At 44.4% G+C, this 18,873-nt stretch carries 16 protein-coding genes; 3 read left to right on the top strand and 13 right to left on the bottom strand.

The window, feature by feature from the left end:
* Position 1: 1 nt before the first annotated feature.
* The 3 genes from ccpA to AC0YN6_RS00815 form a co-directional block, all read right to left on the bottom strand.
* Positions 2-1,006 carry a catabolite control protein A gene (gene ccpA, locus AC0YN6_RS00825; RefSeq protein WP_475744432.1) on the bottom strand — a complete coding sequence of 335 codons (1,005 nt, stop codon included), beginning with the start codon at positions 1,004-1,006 and terminating at the stop codon, positions 2-4.
* 140 nt (positions 1,007-1,146) lie between these two features.
* The gene (locus AC0YN6_RS00820) at positions 1,147-1,530 is read right to left on the bottom strand and encodes a hypothetical protein (RefSeq protein ID WP_475744429.1); all 384 of its coding nucleotides are present in this window, start codon (positions 1,528-1,530) and stop codon (positions 1,147-1,149) included.
* 189 nt (positions 1,531-1,719) lie between these two features.
* Positions 1,720-2,157 (bottom strand): VanZ family protein, encoded by a 438-nt coding sequence (locus AC0YN6_RS00815; RefSeq protein WP_475744428.1) that lies wholly within the window; start codon positions 2,155-2,157, stop codon positions 1,720-1,722.
* 51 nt (positions 2,158-2,208) lie between these two features.
* Here AC0YN6_RS00815 and AC0YN6_RS00810 point away from each other — a divergent pair, with 51 nt between their 5' ends.
* Positions 2,209-2,739, top strand: coding sequence for a type 1 glutamine amidotransferase domain-containing protein (locus AC0YN6_RS00810; RefSeq protein WP_475744427.1), 531 nt, complete (start codon positions 2,209-2,211; stop codon positions 2,737-2,739).
* Here AC0YN6_RS00810 and ptsP read toward each other — a convergent pair.
* The 6 genes from ptsP to AC0YN6_RS00780 all read right to left on the bottom strand — a co-directional run bounded on the left by ptsP (position 2,736) and on the right by AC0YN6_RS00780 (position 9,723).
* A complete protein-coding gene (gene ptsP, locus AC0YN6_RS00805) occupies positions 2,736-4,478 on the bottom strand; it encodes a phosphoenolpyruvate--protein phosphotransferase (protein WP_475744425.1) in 1,743 nt (580 codons plus the stop codon). The two genes, AC0YN6_RS00810 and ptsP, sit on opposite strands and share 4 nt — an antisense overlap.
* Positions 4,475-6,361 carry a glucose PTS transporter subunit IIA gene (locus AC0YN6_RS00800; RefSeq protein WP_475744423.1) on the bottom strand — a complete coding sequence of 629 codons (1,887 nt, stop codon included), beginning with the start codon at positions 6,359-6,361 and terminating at the stop codon, positions 4,475-4,477. The genes ptsP and AC0YN6_RS00800 overlap by 4 nt, the downstream gene beginning before the upstream one ends.
* Positions 6,362-6,564: 203 nt before the next feature.
* Positions 6,565-7,197 carry a hypothetical protein gene (locus tag AC0YN6_RS00795; RefSeq protein WP_475744421.1) on the bottom strand — a complete coding sequence of 211 codons (633 nt, stop codon included), beginning with the start codon at positions 7,195-7,197 and terminating at the stop codon, positions 6,565-6,567.
* A gap of 140 nt (positions 7,198-7,337) precedes the next feature.
* On the bottom strand, positions 7,338-7,772 hold the full coding sequence (locus tag AC0YN6_RS00790; RefSeq protein ID WP_475744420.1) for a CoA-binding protein: 435 nt from the start codon (positions 7,770-7,772) through the stop codon (positions 7,338-7,340).
* A 54-nt stretch (positions 7,773-7,826) separates the two neighbouring features.
* The gene (aroA, locus tag AC0YN6_RS00785; protein WP_475744418.1) at positions 7,827-9,122 is read right to left on the bottom strand and encodes a 3-phosphoshikimate 1-carboxyvinyltransferase; all 1,296 of its coding nucleotides are present in this window, start codon (positions 9,120-9,122) and stop codon (positions 7,827-7,829) included.
* Positions 9,123-9,198: 76 nt separating this feature from the next.
* Positions 9,199-9,723, bottom strand: coding sequence for a shikimate kinase (locus tag AC0YN6_RS00780; protein WP_475744417.1), 525 nt, complete (start codon positions 9,721-9,723; stop codon positions 9,199-9,201).
* A 145-nt stretch (positions 9,724-9,868) separates the two neighbouring features.
* Between AC0YN6_RS00780 and AC0YN6_RS00775 the strand changes: the two genes are divergently transcribed.
* Positions 9,869-10,192 carry a hypothetical protein gene (locus AC0YN6_RS00775; RefSeq protein WP_475744416.1) on the top strand — a complete coding sequence of 108 codons (324 nt, stop codon included), beginning with the start codon at positions 9,869-9,871 and terminating at the stop codon, positions 10,190-10,192.
* 14 nt (positions 10,193-10,206) lie between these two features.
* On the opposite strand, the gene gndA is transcribed toward AC0YN6_RS00775, so the two are convergent.
* From gndA to AC0YN6_RS00760, 3 genes are all read right to left on the bottom strand, one after another.
* The gene (gene gndA / locus AC0YN6_RS00770) at positions 10,207-11,619 is read right to left on the bottom strand and encodes an NADP-dependent phosphogluconate dehydrogenase (protein ID WP_475744415.1); all 1,413 of its coding nucleotides are present in this window, start codon (positions 11,617-11,619) and stop codon (positions 10,207-10,209) included.
* A 281-nt stretch (positions 11,620-11,900) separates the two neighbouring features.
* Positions 11,901-12,497, bottom strand: a complete 597-nt coding sequence (locus tag AC0YN6_RS00765) for a hypothetical protein (RefSeq protein WP_475744413.1) — start codon at positions 12,495-12,497, stop codon at positions 11,901-11,903.
* 232 nt (positions 12,498-12,729) lie between these two features.
* Positions 12,730-14,436 (bottom strand): proline--tRNA ligase, encoded by a 1,707-nt coding sequence (locus tag AC0YN6_RS00760; RefSeq protein WP_475744412.1) that lies wholly within the window; start codon positions 14,434-14,436, stop codon positions 12,730-12,732.
* A 656-nt stretch (positions 14,437-15,092) separates the two neighbouring features.
* Here AC0YN6_RS00760 and AC0YN6_RS00755 point away from each other — a divergent pair.
* Positions 15,093-15,740, top strand: coding sequence for a DUF1054 domain-containing protein (locus tag AC0YN6_RS00755; RefSeq protein ID WP_475744410.1), 648 nt, complete (start codon positions 15,093-15,095; stop codon positions 15,738-15,740).
* Between the two features lie 81 nt (positions 15,741-15,821).
* On the opposite strand, the gene AC0YN6_RS00750 is transcribed toward AC0YN6_RS00755, so the two are convergent.
* Positions 15,822-18,851, bottom strand: coding sequence for an efflux RND transporter permease subunit (locus AC0YN6_RS00750; RefSeq protein WP_475744408.1), 3,030 nt, complete (start codon positions 18,849-18,851; stop codon positions 15,822-15,824).
* Between the last annotated feature and the right edge of the window lie 22 nt (positions 18,852-18,873).

Here is an 18,873-nt window from a genome sequence, read left to right as displayed (position 1 = left end):
TTTATATTCCTCCAACCGATTGACGCAAAATAATCTCATGCGGTAGGACAACTTTTGATTGATCCACATTTTCCTTCTTCATCAGCTTAGTTAACAAACGCATAGATACTGCACCAATATCATACATCGGCTGTGCTACAGCAGTAAGCTGTGGACGAACCATTGATGCCATACGACTATTATCAACGCTAATAACCGAAATATCTTCAGGAACTCTCAAGCCGGAATCTTGAATGCTATGAATAGCACCGATCGCCATTTCATCCGTCGCGGAGAATACTGCTGTAGGACGCTCGTCCAGTTCAATAAAGTACTTCATCGCTTCTGCACCTGATTCATAGCGGTAGTTGCCCGTACGAACTAATGTTTCATCATAGGTAATACCAACTGCTTCAAGCGCACGCTTGTAACCTTGGAATCTTGCATAGCCAATTGAAGGGTCTTGCAGCGTTCCGCTGATCATTGCAATTCTTCTATGTCCTTGCTCATAAAGATTTTGTACTGCATCAAATGCAGCATCCTCATGATTTATATCAACAGATGGAATTTGACCGCTCTCATCTGAAGTCGCACAAAGTACGATTGGTACATTAGCTGTCTTAAATGCTTGCAAATGTTCTTCAGTTACTGCTCCGCCCATAAATAATAAGCCGTCTACTTGTTTCTCAAGCAGCGTATTGATAACACGGATTTCTTTATCTTTTTTCTTATCCGCATTACATAAAATAATATTATAATGATACATATTCGCGATATCTTCAATTCCACGTGCTACTTCGGCAAAGATAGCATTTGAAATGTCAGGAATAACTACGCCCACAGTAGTTGTTTTCTTACTTGCCAAACCTCTTGCTACAGCATTTGGACGATATCCTAGTCGTTCTATTGCTTCATATACCTTTTTGCGTGTTGCTGGTTTCACATTGGGATTATTGTTCACAACCCGAGAAACCGTAGCCATTGATACTCCTGCTTCTCTTGCTACATCATAAATGGTTACCGTCACAGTGTTTCTCTCCATTAGCTCAGATTTTATATTTACGCACGACGCATATTAGAGTTATCATACGACAAAAAATTTTTTTTCGCAATGTTGACGCATGTTTCGCTCAATTCAGCGACATGAAAAAACAATAATCTGAACAACTATGTAAGCAGTGTTCGACGGCTTATTTGTTCAAGTCTCTTTTTCAAATCCGCAATCCATGATTCATCATTAAGAGTTTGAGCGAGCAAGTACAAATCAAGAAGCTTATTGATTCGCTGCTCAATCAATCTCTCGAAGGCCGATTGATCTGTCTGTAGTTTGTCTGCCTTAGCCTCTACCAATAAATTAGCCCACTCATTGCATTCATTAAATAGAAAAGTTTGTTTATCTGGAAGAGCACCTAATTTTGCGATTAATCCTGATAAATCCGGCTTAACCTCTGGAAACACTTCACTCCGATTACAGGTTGAGCAAGAAAAGATGGGAACGTTATCGATCTCTACCTTCCCTGAATAAATAACTGTGCGTAGTTTCATCTTCATGATGTCGCCACAATGACAACTCTTATGCAAAGTGGTCCACTCCTTCTTAGTAGCAGCTATCGTTACGAAGCATAGCTTTCAGAGTTATAATGTATAAATGATTCGACTATTTTCGCACAAATTCCTGCTTGCTCTTCCTTGTAATTTTTACTACTAAAATCCCGCTCGGAAACGCTTGAAGGCTGCCAATTATGTTGCTATTTTTCTCCAAATTTTCCGCACTTGCGGCACCGCTGACAAAGCAGTCCAAATCGCTGCACCAATTAGATCATTCCGCACATCTATTGGGTCTGGCATTCTACCTCCAACAAAGGACTGGTGATATTCATCCGTAATTCCATATAATCCGCAAATAAGTACGATGATGACCTTCATCCAAAAACGGTCAGCCCTTTTGCCAATTCCATAGTCAATCGTAATGGCAAGAATAAAGTAGGAAACAAAGTGCCCCCAATTAAAACCTTCCATGAAAGGAAGAAACTTTTGAAAGAAAGGAAGCATAGTATTGATCTCGTCACCAGTCCGTGAAGATAGCATAAATATGATAGCCATCCAAGAAATCGCAGGTAAAAACCGCAGCAGTCTTAGATATGAAAATGATTTTGAATTACGTTTTGTTTGCTTCATTGTTTCTCCTTCGATACAATAATAGGGATCTTTAATAGATGGAGGGATAATATGCCGTTACAAAATAAAACCGTCATCTGCTTGCTAGACGACGAATTCGAGGATTTGGAACTATGGTATCCTGTATACCGAGCACGCGAAGCTGGTGCGACCGTACTATACGCTGGTCCTGAGAAAGGCAAAACACATATTGGCAAATACGGTGTACCTGCAGTTGCTGATCTATCCTTCAATGAAGTAAACAGCAATGATATTATCGGTTTATTAGTTCCTGGAGGCTGGGCACCCGATAAGCTGCGCCGCTATCCAAAAGTGCTGCAGCTCGTTCAAGAGCTGAATGCAGCTGACAAGCCGATTGGGCAAATATGCCATGCTGGATGGGTACTCATCTCAGCCAAAATTCTCGAAGGTCGTAAAGTAACATCAACGCCTGGCATTCGGGATGATATGGAAAACGCAGGAGCGACATGGTTCGATGAAGCCGTCGTTGTCGATGGAAACCTCATTTCTGCACGCCGTCCACCTGATCTTCCTCCCTATGCGAAAGCATTTGTCGATGCACTAGTACAGCGAATGGGTTAACCATTCGCTGTTTTTTTGTCTAATCGCCCCATAAAACCATTTAATTGCTCCAATATTTCAGTGCTCGTACGGCAGTTTTGTAATTGCTGAAATACATCTTTGCTCTCGATTTGAGAAGTGAACAGAAGTCTTTCCTTTATTGGCAAAATCGAGTGCGAGGACATGCTGAGCTCATCCACGTCCAAGCTAAGCCAAATCGGCAGCGCTCTTAAATCTCCCGCAAGCTCACCGCAGACCCCAACGGTTATGCCGCTCCGTTTAGCTGCTTCAACCGTCATTCTTAACATTCGAATCAGGGCTGGATGAAAGGGCTCATACAAATGTGCGATTTCCTCATTCATCCGATCCACAGCTAAAGTAAATTGAACCAAATCATTAGTGCCAATACTAAAGAAATCAACCTCTTCCGCAAGCAAATCAGCAATCATAACCGCTGCTGGCACCTCGATCATGATTCCGATCTTCATCCCTTTATCATAGGGAAAACCTGCCTCTTCGAGTTCAAGCTTCGCTTCATTTAATATAGCATTAGCAGCACGCACCTCATCAACGGATGAGATGAGTGGATACATAAGCTTTACTTGACCGTAGTGACTCGCTCGCAAAATAGCACGCAGCTGCGTTTTGAATAGATCCTTTCGATCTAACGATATCCGAATGGCTCTATAGCCAAGGAAAGGATTGTCTTCCTCAGGAAGTTCAAAATAATCCAGCTGTTTATCCCCCCCTACATCCAGAGTTCGGATAACTAGCGGTTCCCCTCCGAGACGTTCGGCCACACTTCGATATACTTCAAATTGCTCATCTTCCTTCGGGAATCGGTTCCGATCCATATACAAAAACTCTGTCCGGAACAGACCAACACCATGTGCCCCGCTGGACATCGCAATTTCCAGCTCTTTGAAGGAGCTTATATTAGCAGCTAACTCCAGCCTTTTTCCATCTGGCGTTACGGGGCGATGGCCGGCAATGCCATGAAGCCTTTTCTTTGCCTCTGATTGATGAGTGTGCAGTTCAGTATAGTAATTAATGATTTGCTCGATAGGATTAATAAACACAGTACCATCATTACCATCAATAATAATCGTTTGCCCCGTTTGAATAGGCTCTTCTAGCTTATTCTCAACACCGACAACAAGTGGTACTCCGAGCGCTCTAGCCATAATGGCTGAATGTGATGTTTTGCTGCCTGCAAGTGTCACAATGCCAAGTACATGCTGAGGATTAATATGTGCGAGCTGCGAAGGAGACAATTCCTTGGCAATCAGAATAAAGGGCTGCGTATCCGATGGAAGTGTAATTTCCGGAGCACCTAGCAGATGCTTCAGTAACCGATTGCCAACATCCTTAATATCTAATGCCCTTTCCTTCATATACTCATCATCAAGCAGATCAAACATCGTTACAAAATGGTCAATAGCTTCTTTAACAGCAACTTCAGCTGCTTTGTACTGGCGTTGGATAATACCTTGTATTTCATTCATAAAGACAGGATCGTCCAAAATGGCTATATGAGCATCGAAAATATGTGTTTCTTCGGATCCGACAACATCTCGCAGATCATCCTTAATCTGCTCAATTTCGGACTTTGAAGTACGAATACCCTCGTATACACGTTCGAACTCTCGAGCAAAATCCGCTACATCGATTTTTTGCTCCGGTAACTCCCATTCCCAATTCGGAAGCACAAACGATCTCCCAATCGCTATGCCTGCTGACGCCCCTATTCCTTGAATCATTGTGTTTCCCCTCCACCGTTTCTCTCTTTAAGTACAACAGACAATACCGAGGACTGCCCCTTTTTCACCGCTTTGAACGGCGCAAACCGCCATGAGTGAACCAGATCAGAATTTGTTATTACCATTGGAGTAGCAAGGGACTTACTCTCCTTTCGAACTCGTTGCAAATCAAATTTGATGAGCATCATGCCTGGCGTAACTTCATCCCCTTCTTTAACAAGAGCATTAAAGTATCCTTTGCCCGCCAAACCAGAGGTATCGATACCGATATGAAGCAGTACCTCTAGCCCCTCCGGGGTAAGAATACCGATCGCATGCATCGTTGGATAAATGATAATCACTTTTCCTTTGACAGGAGACACAAGCTCGCCTTTCTCCGGAATAAAAGCGACGCCTTGTCCCACAAGCTTGCCCGCAAAGATCGGATCCGGCACTTCATCAAGCGGTATCATACGGCCTTGCATCGGAGAATGAAACAACACTTGTGCTTGATCCCGGTGTATCGTCTTAATCATTTCTTCACGGATAAGCTCAGAATATGTGCCGAATACGACCTGAACATGTCCGCCGCCTAGCTTAATAACACCAGCTGCGCCCAAATTTCGTAACGCATTTATATCAAGCAGCTTATCATTGGATACTTTAAGCCGCAATCTTGTAATACAGGACTCCATCTTTTCAATATTTTGTTTGCCGCCAATCGCTTGTAAAATAAGCGGTGCGCGATAAGGAATATCACCTGCCCACTCATCAAGCTGTGAGCCTTCCTCACGGCCAGGAGTCGGAATTCGAAACCTGCGTATCGCCCAGCGAAATAAGAAGTAATAAATAAAACCGACTACAATGCCTATCGGAATGATAAGCCATCCACGAGTCGCCAAGTGCTGATTAATGACAAAATCAATGGCTCCAGCGGAGAAAGAGAACCCATGCTTTATACCAAGCTCATAGGTAACCCACATAATAATACCTGACAAAAATGCATGAACGACGTACAAATACGGTGCTACAAACAAAAATGCAAATTCTACCGGCTCGGTTACACCTGTTAAAAAAGAGGCAAGTGCTGCATACATGAATGTTTTCCGGATTTTCGGCTTCAAATCCTCACGCGCTTCATGAATAATCGCAAACGCAATTGCAGGTAATGCGAACATCATTGTTGGGTACAAACCGGCCATAAACACGCCTGCTGTAGGATCACCTGCGAAGAACCTCGGCAGGTCACCGTAAACCATTTGTCCGGTCGCTGTCTCGTAGCCGCCAATTTGAAACCAGAATACATGGCTAACCAAATGATGCAATCCGAATACTACCAAAATCCGATGTACAAAGCCGTACAAGAAGATGCCGAATCCTCCGCCCGACGCGACGATATCCCCCAGCTCTACAAGCATCTTTTGCAAATAGGGCGCGATGTTGATCATACCTATAGAAAATAGTAAACAAACTACGCTTACAAATAGCGGTACAAATCTAGGACCGCCAAAAAACTGTATGTATTCCGGTAATTTCAAACTTTTAAACTTCTCATGACTAACACCAGCGATGATTCCAATGAACGTACCAATAAGCACAGTTGGTTCAATCGGCACTTCGGCAGTACTTGTAATTCCGCTGTAAATCATCATTCCTACGAGGGCAGCCATCCCCGCTGCGAGCGCATTACCAGTTAAACCAAGCGATATACCAAGCGCAAAGATATATGGTAAAAACGTAAAAATCGTTTCGCTTGCAGCTAATAAATAGCCTTCCATACCTGGCAGACCGAAGTACGCCCAAGGCAGCTTGCTTAAGCTCAAAAATATGGCTGCACCCGGCAGCACAATCATCGGCAGCATAAATGCTCTGCCAAGCTGCTGCAGGCTTCCTATGAAAACCATCTTGCACCTCCTTAAAGTTTTGCGAAGCAAAACTGACTTCGTAAGCATAAGCTAAGTTTTGCGAAGCAAAACTGACTTCGTAAGCATGAAACCGCACACATCTATATCGATGTTAAGCGTTTGCTGCGTTTTTGTCAAAGTAAAACGGCGAGCCTGTAAAGGCCCGCCGATGTTGATGATTCTTTTCATATTTTATAAAAAAGTTATCGCATGCCGCCTGAATATGGAGTGTTTGCTGCACTTGTCGCCTGCCAGCCTATCTTAGAAATAACTGGCCCTGCTTGTTGATATGCATTAGTTGCTTCATACACAGGGTGAAGCGATGTGTTCGAGTGTGTCTGCGTCATTCCGCCATATCCGTGTTGAATAGGTGAATGTCCATAACCACCGTAATTGGACGTTGCTTGCTGAGCAAACTGTGATCCCTGATTCGAGGTTGGCTGGTAATACGAATGTTGATGTTGTCCGTTTGGTGCTGCTTGATAGCCTACATGCGCAATAACTGGGCCAACGTTGCCAAACGCCGTCGCTGGCGAACTTGCATAGCTGTGTACCGGTTGATGCGAGATGAATGAATTGTTCGTTCCTACCGGATGCGTCATATTCGAATAGCTGCTAGGCGCATAGTGCTGCATACCTTGGCTATTGGAATGTGATGCTTGATAACCGTTTGGCATATTTGAAACAATATCATTTGTTTGTCTGCCAAAAGTCGGTTGGCTAAGCTGCCCTTGGTAATGCGATTGCACGTAGCCGGTTGGCTCAAAGTGCGTGCCTTGGTTAAGGTAGCTCTGCTGACCTTGGTAATTACCCGGTTGTTGCGAAAATTGATTCACGTCATGTCCTCCTAGGATTACACTCATAAAGTCCTCAAGTGAATGCCGCCTGCCTCGACTAATTGCTCATGCGAATGCAAGTTAGGCACCCGCTCTTGAAGCTTTCTTATTGTGCAGGAGTGACCCTTTTTTTATAACTGTTATGTTATGGATTTCCCGCCTGGAAGCAAGATGGAATCCTCCACCTTAATGCAGCGATCCATGATGACCTCAAGACCGCCTGCTTCAGCAATCGCTGCGGCTTCCTCATTCGCTATACCTAGCTGCAACCAAAACGTTTTGGCACCAATTGCAACTGCCTCAGCTGCTACAGGCGGTGTATGTTCACTTCTTCGAAAAACATTAACAATATCAACAGGTACAGGGATATCTTTTAGCGACGCATAGCTTTTTTGTCCCAATATAGAATCGGCATTAGGATTGACAGGAATAATCGTATAACCCTTTGCTTGCATCGCTTCGGATACCATATACGATACACGCTCTGGATTATCTGACAAGCCAACAACCGCTACTGTTGTGCTTTTCTCCAAAATACTTTTAATCTGCTCACGTGTTGGATTCTCAAATGCCATCTTAATCCCTCTATTCTTTATTTTATGAACAAGCTTTCTTACGCCTTCTCTACATTAACCATCAATCCACTCGACATTGGCCCCTAATGCTTGTAAATGATCAAAGTAAATCGGATATGATTTGGCTACATGGTGAGCATCACGAATACGAATTGGCTGCTTCGCACGCAATCCCACTACCGATAATGCCATGATAACCCGGTGGTCATAATGAGCATTTATCTCAACTCCGCCTTCTACACCTTCTGGACGACCATGAACGATGATTTCGGCTTGACGCTCTTCTACGTTTGCGCCTGCTTTACGAAGCTCATTCAAATAATCGGTAATGCGATCACACTCTTTATAACGCAAATTTTCTACATTATAGAATCGTGAAGTCCCTTCGGCAAAAACAGCCGCTGCAACCATTGCAAGTACCGCATCCGTCGCATGGTCTCCATCAAACTCAACTGCCTTCAGCTTGCCGTTGCCTTTTACATGAACGATACCGTTCTCATGCGTTAAAGGAACCTCCATCATCTTCAATACATCGACGACTGCACGTTCACCTTGCTTGCTCTTCTCTTCCAACCGATGAACGATGACATCCGACTGCGTTACTGCTGCTGCTGCTAGAATCGCTGCAGAGCCGGGATAATCGCCTTGTACGGAGTAGGTTTTCGCAGCATAGCTTTGACCGCCTGGAATACGGAAGCGCATATAGTCCTCATCAGCATGGATAACGATGCCCGCCTGTTCCAATACTTCAAGCGTTTGGCCAACAACAACCTTCGACTTCAAATCATGCAGTACTTCAATTTCGCTATCCTCTTCCAATAAAGGTGTCAAAAATAGCAGAGCACTCAAAAATTGTGAGCTGATGTTGCCTGATACTTGAATTTTTCCGCCCTTAGGTGATCCGCCTTGAATACGAATTGGCAGTTTACCATCATTATGCTCAATAGTAACTCCCATCGCTGTCAACGATTCAATCAAATCGCTATGAGGACGTTTGCCGAGCGAATCTGGATAACGATTAATAAAGGTTACATCTGGACAAAGAGCAGCTATAGCCATAAGAAAGCGCAATACAGCTCCTGCGTTTCCTACATCAAGCTGTTCAACTGGTTTCGGATGACGGCCAAAGCCGGTGATGACGATTTTCTCATCATCTTCCTCCACAGTTGCTCCAAGGTCTCGAATACAGCGGCGCATTGCGTCACTATCCTCGCTGTGAGCAGGAAAATAAATCGTGCTAGTGCCTTCCGCAAGTGCTGCTACCAGTAGATAGCGGGTCGTGTAATTTTTTGAAGAAAGCGCTTGAAGTTCTCCTTCAAGTCTTGGCGTTGGTGTCACTAAAACGTCCATAGTTCGTATGATCTCCTTTTACATTCATATATACACTTCTAAAGCCGTAGACTATTCGAAGTGCTGATGATTTCAATTACTGCTGAATCGACCATCGCTCATAAATCGCAGCAACTACCTCTTCTGCCGTCAGGTTTGTAGTATCAATTATAAAATGTGCGAAATCATAAGCTTGCTCACGCTGCGCCAGCAGCAAATTTACTCGCTCGACCGCATCCCCTTGCAGCAAAGGTCGTTCTGTATCCGTCTTTACTCTAGCGATGATCTGCTCGGGACTTGCTTTAAGTGCTACAACAAAACCGCTGTTCAGCATCAGCTCACGGTTGACAGGGCTAAGTACTGCACCGCCACCTGTTGCAACTACGCAGCACTCCTCGTTTGCCAAAATCGTATCCAGCACTTTCGTTTCGATAGCTCGAAAGCCGGCTTCGCCATCCGATGCAAAAATATCAGAAATCCGTCTATTTTCTAGACGTTCAATTTCCTCATCGCCGTCGATGCGCTTCCAGCCCATCCTCTCGGAAAGCTGCTTGCTGACGGTAGATTTGCCGGTTCCCATGAACCCGATAAGCACTAATTTACTCAATTGTTGCTTTTCCATCGTAACCGTTTCACCCTTTTCGTTCTTGTTAAACCATTTTTTCTACAACATCATATCATTTTTTTGTAATTCTAGGGTATAAAAAAGTTGCATATGTCGTATGGATGATAAAGATGTTTAATTGAGAATAGGAGTGACGTTAGCGATGAGCAGTGAGCTTCAGTTACCAAACCCAAGCCCAACTCAAAACCGAATCAATCGCATTCTCGATCCTGATCATCCCCTTTGCCGGGAGGATGTCGTTTGGATGCTTGAATTTATTAAAAAAAAGGTGGCTGACGAAGATCCAACCTTAATGGATCTTTCGCAGCCACGCTTATTGCAAAACTTTCATTTCTTTGCCGAAGCGGCCATGTCGCTCATACATCGTAGACATTATTCCAATCAAGAGGCCGACAGACTGCGTGACTGTCTTCGTCAGGCAGCATTTGGATTGAATAAGGATAATTCCCGTGATACGAAGCGTTGATATGGCTTCTCGAATTAAGATTGCATCCAGTTAAAGTGGAAGCTGCCTTCTTTGTCTAGGCGTTTAAACGTGTGAGCACCGAAGTAGTCACGTTGCGCTTGAAGCAGGTTAGCAGGCAAACGCTCTGTACGATAGCTGTCGAAGTACGCGATCGCACTTGAGAAAGCAGGAACCGGCACACCGTTTGTAACAGCAGCAGAAATCACTTCACGCCAAGCTCCTTGGTACGACTCAACGATATTTTGGAAATAAGAATCCAGCAACAGGTTACGCAGGTTAGGATCACGGTCATAAGCATCTTTGATGTTTTGCAGGAAGCGAGCACGGATAATGCAGCCGCCGCGGAAGATCATTGCGATTTCGCCGTAGTTAAGATCCCAGTTATATTCTTCAGAAGCTGCGCGCATTTGAGCAAAGCCTTGTGCGTACGAGCAAATTTTACTTGCGAACAACGCTTTGCGAACGGATTCGATAAATGCTGCTCTGTCGCCTTGGAAAGGAGTTTTCGCAGGGCCGTTAAGCACTTTGCTTGCTGCAACGCGCTCTTCCTTCATAGCAGACAAGAAGCGTGTAAATACGGATTCTGTGATGATTGAAAGTGGTACGCCAAGATCTAGCGAGCTTTGGCTCGTCCATTTTCCAGTACCTTTTTGACCAGCAGAATCAAGGATAACATCTACCATTGGCTTGCCTGTCTCAGGATCATATTTCGAGAAGATATCTCTTGTGATCTCGATAAGGTAGCTGTCAAGCTCGCCTTTGTTCCACTCAGAGAAGATCTCATGAAGCTCTTCAGCACTAACGTCTAGCACGTTTTTAAGCAGGTCATATGCTTCACAAATTAGCTGCATATCACCGTACTCGATTCCATTATGTACCATTTTCACATAATGGCCTGCACCGTCTGGTCCGATATATGTGCAGCAAGCGTCATCTCCAACTTTAGCGGAAATGGCTTTAAGAATCGGTTCTACTAGCTCGTAAGCGGATTTTTGTCCACCCGGCATAATAGAAGGACCTTTCAATGCGCCCTCTTCGCCGCCGGAAACGCCCGTACCGATGAAACGGAAGCCTTTAGCTTCAAGATCTTTGCTGCGGCGTACTGTATCAGGGAAATAAGCGTTACCGCCGTCAATAATGATATCGCCTTCAGCCAAATGTGGGACAAGAGAATCAATTGTTGCGTCAGTTCCTGCTCCTGCTTGTACCATGATCAAAATTTTGCGAGGCACTTCCAAAGATTGAACAAACTCTTCAATTGTGTATGTTGGTACAAGATTTTTTCCTGCTGCTTCTTGAACGAGATCATCAGTCTTCTCGCGTGAGCGGTTGAACACCGATACCGTGAAGCCTCTGCTTTCAATGTTAAGGGCAAGGTTTTTACCCATTACGGCTAATCCAATTACGCCAATTTGTTGTTTAGACATTTGGTTCTTCCATCCTTCATCATCTATTTTTGGTCACAATAGTTTCATTTTACTCTTTTTGCGCCAATAAGAAAACTATCTATGCTGAAAAATGTCGCAAAAGAAGCATCAAAAATATTGAGTCAACAGAAAAGTTTATCTTATATATGGCTTAAACCGTTGCGTTTTTATAAAACAAAGCAACTATTTTTGATTAGAAAAAACATAAAAACGATCAAATGCTGAGTGAAATCCAGCTTTTGATCGTTTTTATGTTTTCAAGTAGGGACCGGAATCTATCATCAAAGTTCCAATTGCAACATTTCCGAACGTAGTGTCATGAGTCGTTCTTTCGATTCCGTAACCGCTTCCTCATCGCTGCCCTGAAGTGCGTCAAACAACATCGACAGCTCGTAATCTAGCTCATAACGCAGCACGATTGCTCTTTCCTCTGCACGCTTTGATTGAAAAGCTCTAATCATTTCTTCTATTGTAACGAAAGGCTTCTTCTGATAAATAATCCGATGTTCCATACCGGACACCTCCACGAGTCGTATAATCTCACCGAACATAATACTCTCAATGACGATTTGACGATCTTTAATGCGCTTCACAATCGCATGTCCACGTGTGTCATTAATCAGCTTTTCAATTAATTCTGACAGCTTCTCATCTTTAATAATGTAGTCCCCGACAATTTTGTAGCGATTCTTCATTCGCTGAAATTGAAGCTTAACGAGCTTACGGCCAGTTCGTACGGATACAAGGAACTGCCCCTCCGTCTCACTCCAGTACAAAGAGTAACCTTCCTGAATAAGATCGCGGATGAGATTTTGGATTTGCCGCCGGTCAAATCGCAGCTCCAAATTGCAGTATTCGACTTCGTGGCTCTTGTTCACGGCAATCCCTCCCTTACCTCAGAATAATTGACGAAATGTTCTGATAATTGTTTCTTACTTTTATCTTATACTCCATCTTATGTTATGGCAACTTGGATTATTGACTAATTTTACGCTTATAGCCGACTTATCTTAAAAAAGGGCGCGAACGTCTCCAAATGAAGACATCTCGTTCCCTTTTTTCAAAATATTCCATAGGCAAGCATATAAATTTTATTAACTAGCGGCTTGCTTAGTTCTGCAAAACAAATGCAATTACTTCTTCTAAACTAAGCTTTTTCGCATCTGCTTCATTCCTTGCCTTGAGTTCAACAATCCCATCTGCCGCATGTTTCCCTACTACAATCCGCAGCGGAATACCGATAAGATCAGAATCTTTGAACTTGACGCCTGGGCGTTCATCGCGATCATCGAGCAGCGTCTCAACACCAGCCTCCTGAAGCCTTGCTGTTATATGCATCGCCAAATCCATTTGAATTTGATCCTTTATTGAAACAGGAACGACATGAACCTGATAAGGAGCAATTGCCCTCGGCCAGATGATCCCATTGCTGTCCGAATGCTGCTCAAGCACAGCGGATAGAAGACGCGATACGCCAATGCCGTAACATCCCATAATCAAAGGCTGCCCTGAGCCCGATGCATTTAGATACTTCGCGTTCAGCGCATCACTGTATTTCGTTCCTAGCTTAAACACATGGCCAACCTCAATGCCCCGGTAAAATGTCAATCGCCCTTGCTCGCAGCGTGGACAGTCATCGCCAGCTTCCGCATTCCGATAGTCGCCTGCTTGCACATTCGTCAAATGAACGCTCGGAATTACATTTCCTACGTGGAAGTCCTGTTCGTTCGCGCCTGCTATGCCCGCTTCCATGGCTAGAACAGCATGGTCAGCAAGAATAGGAATAGTTAATCCGATTGGGCCGGCAAAGCCGGTAGGAGCACCGGTCACACGTTCTGTCGTAGCTTGATCGGCAAGTTCCAACTGAGTTACGGCTAACGTGTTTTTCACTTTTATTTCATTAACTTCATGATCTCCGCGGACGATCACTGCGACTGGATTGCCGTCAGCAACGTATATTAATGTTTTCATAAAAGCATCTGCCCCAGTGCCAAATGCTTCGACGAGCTGATCTATTTTCTTAATATCCGGTGTGTGATGGCGGACCATCTCAAGCTCTTTCTTCTTAATAGTGTCACTATTTTGCTGGGACAAGATTTTATACTCGGCTTTCTCCACATTCGCGGCGTAATTACATGAACTGCATACTGCAATCGTATCTTCGCCGATATCAGCAAGCGCCATAAACTCATGTGTTTCGCCTTCTCCGCCGATCGAGCCTGCATCTGCTTCTACTGGACGATAATGGAGCCCGCAGCGTGTAAAGATACGATTATAGGCCTCATACATGCTTTTATAGCTTCGATCAAGCCCTTCCCAATCCTCATCAAAGGAATAAGCATCCTTCATCAGAAACTCTCTTCCGCGCAGCAAGCCGTAACGAGGACGCTTCTCATCCCTAAACTTGGTTTGAATTTGGTATAACGTCATTGGCAGCTGTCGATAAGAGCTTACCTCACTGCGTACTAGTGTTGTAATCACTTCCTCATGTGTCGGTCCAAGTGTGAATTCTCGTTCATGGCGATCGCGAAGTCGAATGAGCTCAGGACCATACACCTCATAGCGGCCAGTTTGCTGCCATAGCTCTGCTGGCTGCATAGCAGGCATTAGTACCTCCTGGGCACCAGCTTGATCCATTTCCTCCCTCACGATTTGCTCCAGCTTTCTGAGCACGCGTCTACCTAATGGCAGATAAGAATAAATGCCCGCAGCGAGCTGTCTGATAAGTCCTGCACGCAGCATTAATTGATGGCTGGCGGCTTCCGCTTCCGACGGCGCCTCGCGCAAGGTAGGCATTAATAGTTGACTCTGTCTCATGATGGATAACCCTCCATTTAATTAAGATTCAATTAGAAAAAAACAAAAAGAACGCATTCGAAGGGACGAATGCGTTCGTGGTACCACCCTCATATAGCTGTCGATTACTCAGATCAGCTCTCAATAGATAACGGAATGAATATTCCGGCAAGCGGTAGAAGTTACCCTTCAGCGCTGCAGCTCGCAAGGTAGGGTTTAATCAATCGTTCATAGAAGCCTTGCAGCCTTCGGGCTTCCTCTCTGATATAAACGTTTGCTGATTAACATAGCCTTGGTCAACACTATTATGATGTCACTAACTTTTGACAAATCTACAATACAATGTTGGCGAAGTCAAGCCATTTTTCATGTACACACCGACTCTCACTATTATCGGATTTTTTGAAAACTTCGCGAAATGTGACCAGACTCATTATCTTTAATCTCTTGGAATATGTACGGTTATCGGCATGAAGGTTCGATGAAATGTGCCTTGCTATGTCGTTCGTCCATAAGACAATGTGCTATAATGAAACAAATTCAGCTGTAGGAGCTATTCGATAAAATTATATTACAGAAATACTAAATAAACTTGAACTGCGTGACCGCACTCAAATCGCTATCTTTTATATGAAATTATTGCACCAATAATTGTACGATTGAAGGAGATTAATACGATGACAACACAGACTGCATCTACAACACTTGCTGGCTTTACACAAGCCGACTTTGATGTTTTTTCACTTCCAGGTCTAGAAGAACGAATGGCGGCAATCCAAAACCAAATTCAGCCGAAATTTCGTGCGCTAGGTGAACAACTGAGCGTCGATGCTGCTGTCCATGCTGGCAATGAAATGTATTTGCATGTTGCAAGGCATTTACGTCGCAAAGTAAATCCGCCAAAGGATACATGGCTTGCGATTTGCAGCAACAAGCGCGGCTACAAAGCACACCCGCATTTTCAGCTTGGATTGTTTGATGATCATTTATTTCTCTGGTTAGCACTCATCTATGAGGTTCCGAATAAATCCAATATTGCTACCGCTTTCCTCAATCAAATCGATCATGTTATCGCGAACGTACCAAAGGATTACGTCCTTTCACTTGACCATATGAAGAAGGAATCTACAGCGATCAGCACCATGTCCAAGCAGGACTGGAATGACGCGCTCGTTCGCTTCCGGGATGTAGGGAAAGCTGAGCTGCTAATCGGTCGTCATGTGCAAGCAGGCGATCCGATCCTTCAAGACGGCGATGCGCTTCTAGCCCTCGCTTCCTCCACCTATGAAACACTTATGCCGTTGTATCATATGGCAAACCTATAAGTATAGAATTCTATTTAAGTAAATAGGCTGTACCTCAGGGTCAATAATGACCTAAGAGGTACAGCCTTTTATCATTTACACCTACTGAGTTGCTGCGGCCTCTGCTTGTGCAGACGCTGCGATAGAGCGTCTTTGCCTGCGCGAGGTACGGAAGAATAATAGCTCATAAACACAAGGTACAATAACTAACGTAAGCAATGTAGCAGCAATTAATCCACCAATGACGACGATGGCTAAACTTTGGGAGACGATACTGCCCGATTCATGAGAACCGAATACAAGTGGCAGCATCGCGGACACCGTCGCTACCGCTGTCATCACGATTGGCCGCATCCGCGTCGTAGCAGCTTCAATCAACGCTTCGCGAATAGGCATCGTCAATTCATTTTGTTTAACACGATCAATTAATACGATAGCATTCGTGACAACAATTCCGATGAGCATTAGCGCTCCGAACATTGCTGTGAAGTCTGGTGTTACACCTGATACAAGCAGTCCTGTCACAGCCCCAATCGCAGCTAGCGGCAAGGAGATCATGATCGCCAGAGGTGCACGAAGTGTCTTAAACGTCAACACCATGATTAGATAAACAATACCGATAGAAATGAGTGCCGTTAAGCCCAAATCGGCAAAGTCACTTGATTGATCAGCTGAAGCTCCGCCAACAACAAGACTAACTCCCTCAGGAAGCTTAAGCTTAAGATCCTTCGTTACTTTCGTAATTTCAGCTCCGACAACCGAAAGCTCTTTGGGCTCCGCGTTAGCCATTACACGAATATACGTTTTTCCATCTTTATGGTAGTACAAAGAAGGCTCTTCCGTACGCACCAACTCCGCAACCTTCGACATCGGCGTTGCTCCAGCTTCCGTCATCACTGTTAATTGCTCGAGCTCTGCCTTTGAGTCAGGGTTTACGATAGGCTGCAAAATAACTGGTATTTCACTGCCCTCTTGCTGAATCGAACCAATCGGCAAAGGATTAAGAATACTTTGCAATTGCAGTGCTACTTCTTGGCCTTTCGCAAGAGTTGGATCTACTTTGAAGGAATAGACTGCTTTCTTCTCTTCATTGTTACTTTCTACTTTTAACACACCGTCGATAGGTTTAATAGCTGTCAACAGCTGGTCTGAGGCTTGAGATAGCTGATCCAAGTTATCGCCAGTTACATCGATGTAAATTTGTGATGAACCGCCGCCCATAATGAGATCAGCAGCATCTACGGTCAAGGTTGCTTCTTTATAGTTATCCTTCTGGGCCTTGATGTTGTCCATCAGAAGCTCTGCGTCAACGCCTTCCTTCAAATCAACCATATAAGTAATCAACGTTGGTGAAGTCACTGAGCCATACTTGGCCGCATCTTCGCTATTGCCGAGCATCATGATTACCCACTCAATATCTTGATTCGATGTCATGAAGGATTCAAGCTTCTTCCCTGCTTCCAGCACTTGATCTTCGGGCGTATCACTCGGATATTGCAGCGCCACGTTAAGATTCCCTGCGCTTGAGGAGTCTAGCGCTCCTTTTGGCATGAACATGTAGGCACTAATTGATCCTGCAAACAACACTAACGCAATAAGTAACGGCACTACTTTGTGAGAAAGGCTCCAGCGAATGAACGATGCGAATTTCGGAGATCCAGCATGCTCCTTCTCCTTCGTCCCGCGCAGCAATATCGCGCTTAGAAGAGGTACTACTGTCAAAGCTACAACAAGAGAAGCGAGCAAGGAATAAGCGACGGTCAGTGCGAATGGCAGTAGGAATGCTTGCAAAGAACCGCGCAGAAGACCCATTGGAAGAAATACAGCTACCGTCACAAGTGTTGACGATGTAATGGCAGAAGCCACTTCCTTCGTTGCATCCGTGATCAGCTTAATCGAGAAAGATTCCTTCTGCAGCCTTCTATAAATATTCTCAATGACGACAATGCTGTCATCTACAAGACGACCGACCGCAACCGCAACACCGCCAAGAGTAATGATATTAAGCGATACACCAGAGAGCTGAAGCAAATATAGTGTAATGCCTAGCGACAACGGAATGGAGACAATCGTCACGATCGTCGCTTTAAAGTTGCGCATGAACAATAAAATCACGATGGTTGCGAACAGAGCTCCGAGCAATACCTCGCGCATCATACTATTCACGGAAGAAACGACCGAATCTGATGTGCTCAATATAATAGAAGCATCGATTCCTTCTAAATCCTTGTTTAGGCGCTCAACTGTGTCTTTGATTCCATTACCTACGGTAACGGCATTCGCATCAGCAGCTTTGGACACAGTGAACATAATTGCATCTTTTCCGTTCATACGATTTATGCTCTCTTGATTTTTTGCAGGCTCAACGCTCGCTACATCACCTATCTTCACACCTGCAGCGACAGGAAGCTTGCGCAGCGTTTCCACATCAGTTACTTGATCGAATACGTTGATGTTGCCGTCAGTCCCGTCTAACGTCCGTTCTCCGAGCGAGACGGATGTTCCTCTTCCCTGAAGTACACCCATTAACGACTGTACCGAAATTCCTGCTTCAGCAAGCTTATCCGTATCCGGTACGACGTCTATCGCTTGCGAAGACTTACCGCTAATGACCACCTCACCCGCTCCCTTGGACTTTTGGAGCTCAGTCATTACTTCTTTTATCTTTGCATCTTTTTCTTGTTCTGTCATACCTTCATCAAAGGTTAAAGTTACCCATGATATAGGTATCATAGAAGTATTCAATTGTAAAACAAACGGCTTAACTACATTTTGCGGCAGCTGTACCTGAGCGACCAAACGCTCAACTTCAGCCTTTGCTTCTTTCATATTTGTCTTCGAATCGAAATTCAAATTAATCTGAGCATATCCATCACCTGATGTCGAGAACATATCCGTTTTTCCTTTAACTAACGTTACAGCTGCTTCTAACGGATTTGTGACCATCTGCTCCATCGTCTTCGCGTCATTACCCGGCCCTATCGCGGTAACCATGACCTGTGGATTATCGGCTGCTGGCAGAAACTCCATCGGCAGTCTGAAGTAGCTGATTACCCCCATAACTAAAGACATGATGACGATCAGAATAATAGCCGCCTTATTTCGGAACGACCATTCTGTCAATTTACTCATTTGTTCCCGACTCCTTCTCCCA

This window comes from Paenibacillus sp. J22P15, from assembly GCF_056269345.1.
Note: the sequence above shows the minus strand (reverse complement) of the source record. Positions and strands in the feature narration are given on the sequence as shown.

What these genes read in the sequence shown, in the direction of transcription:
- AC0YN6_RS00820 (WP_475744429.1), bottom strand. Translation starts at nt 1,530, where the DNA reads ATGAAGATGAAACTACGCACAGTTATTTATTCAGGGAAGGTAGAGATC.
- AC0YN6_RS00815 (WP_475744428.1), bottom strand. Translation starts at nt 2,157, where the DNA reads ATGAAGCAAACAAAACGTAATTCAAAATCATTTTCATATCTAAGACTG.
- AC0YN6_RS00810 (WP_475744427.1), top strand. Translation starts at nt 2,209, where the DNA reads ATGCCGTTACAAAATAAAACCGTCATCTGCTTGCTAGACGACGAATTC.
- ptsP (WP_475744425.1), bottom strand. Translation starts at nt 4,478, where the DNA reads ATGATTCAAGGAATAGGGGCGTCAGCAGGCATAGCGATTGGGAGATCG.
- AC0YN6_RS00800 (WP_475744423.1), bottom strand. Translation starts at nt 6,361, where the DNA reads ATGGTTTTCATAGGAAGCCTGCAGCAGCTTGGCAGAGCATTTATGCTG.
- AC0YN6_RS00790 (WP_475744420.1), bottom strand. Translation starts at nt 7,772, where the DNA reads ATGGCATTTGAGAATCCAACACGTGAGCAGATTAAAAGTATTTTGGAG.
- aroA (WP_475744418.1), bottom strand. Translation starts at nt 9,122, where the DNA reads ATGGACGTTTTAGTGACACCAACGCCAAGACTTGAAGGAGAACTTCAA.
- AC0YN6_RS00780 (WP_475744417.1), bottom strand. Translation starts at nt 9,723, where the DNA reads ATGGAAAAGCAACAATTGAGTAAATTAGTGCTTATCGGGTTCATGGGA.
- AC0YN6_RS00775 (WP_475744416.1), top strand. Translation starts at nt 9,869, where the DNA reads ATGAGCAGTGAGCTTCAGTTACCAAACCCAAGCCCAACTCAAAACCGA.
- gndA (WP_475744415.1), bottom strand. Translation starts at nt 11,619, where the DNA reads ATGTCTAAACAACAAATTGGCGTAATTGGATTAGCCGTAATGGGTAAA.
- AC0YN6_RS00760 (WP_475744412.1), bottom strand. Translation starts at nt 14,436, where the DNA reads ATGAGACAGAGTCAACTATTAATGCCTACCTTGCGCGAGGCGCCGTCG.
- AC0YN6_RS00755 (WP_475744410.1), top strand. Translation starts at nt 15,093, where the DNA reads ATGACAACACAGACTGCATCTACAACACTTGCTGGCTTTACACAAGCC.
- AC0YN6_RS00750 (WP_475744408.1), bottom strand. Translation starts at nt 18,851, where the DNA reads ATGAGTAAATTGACAGAATGGTCGTTCCGAAATAAGGCGGCTATTATT.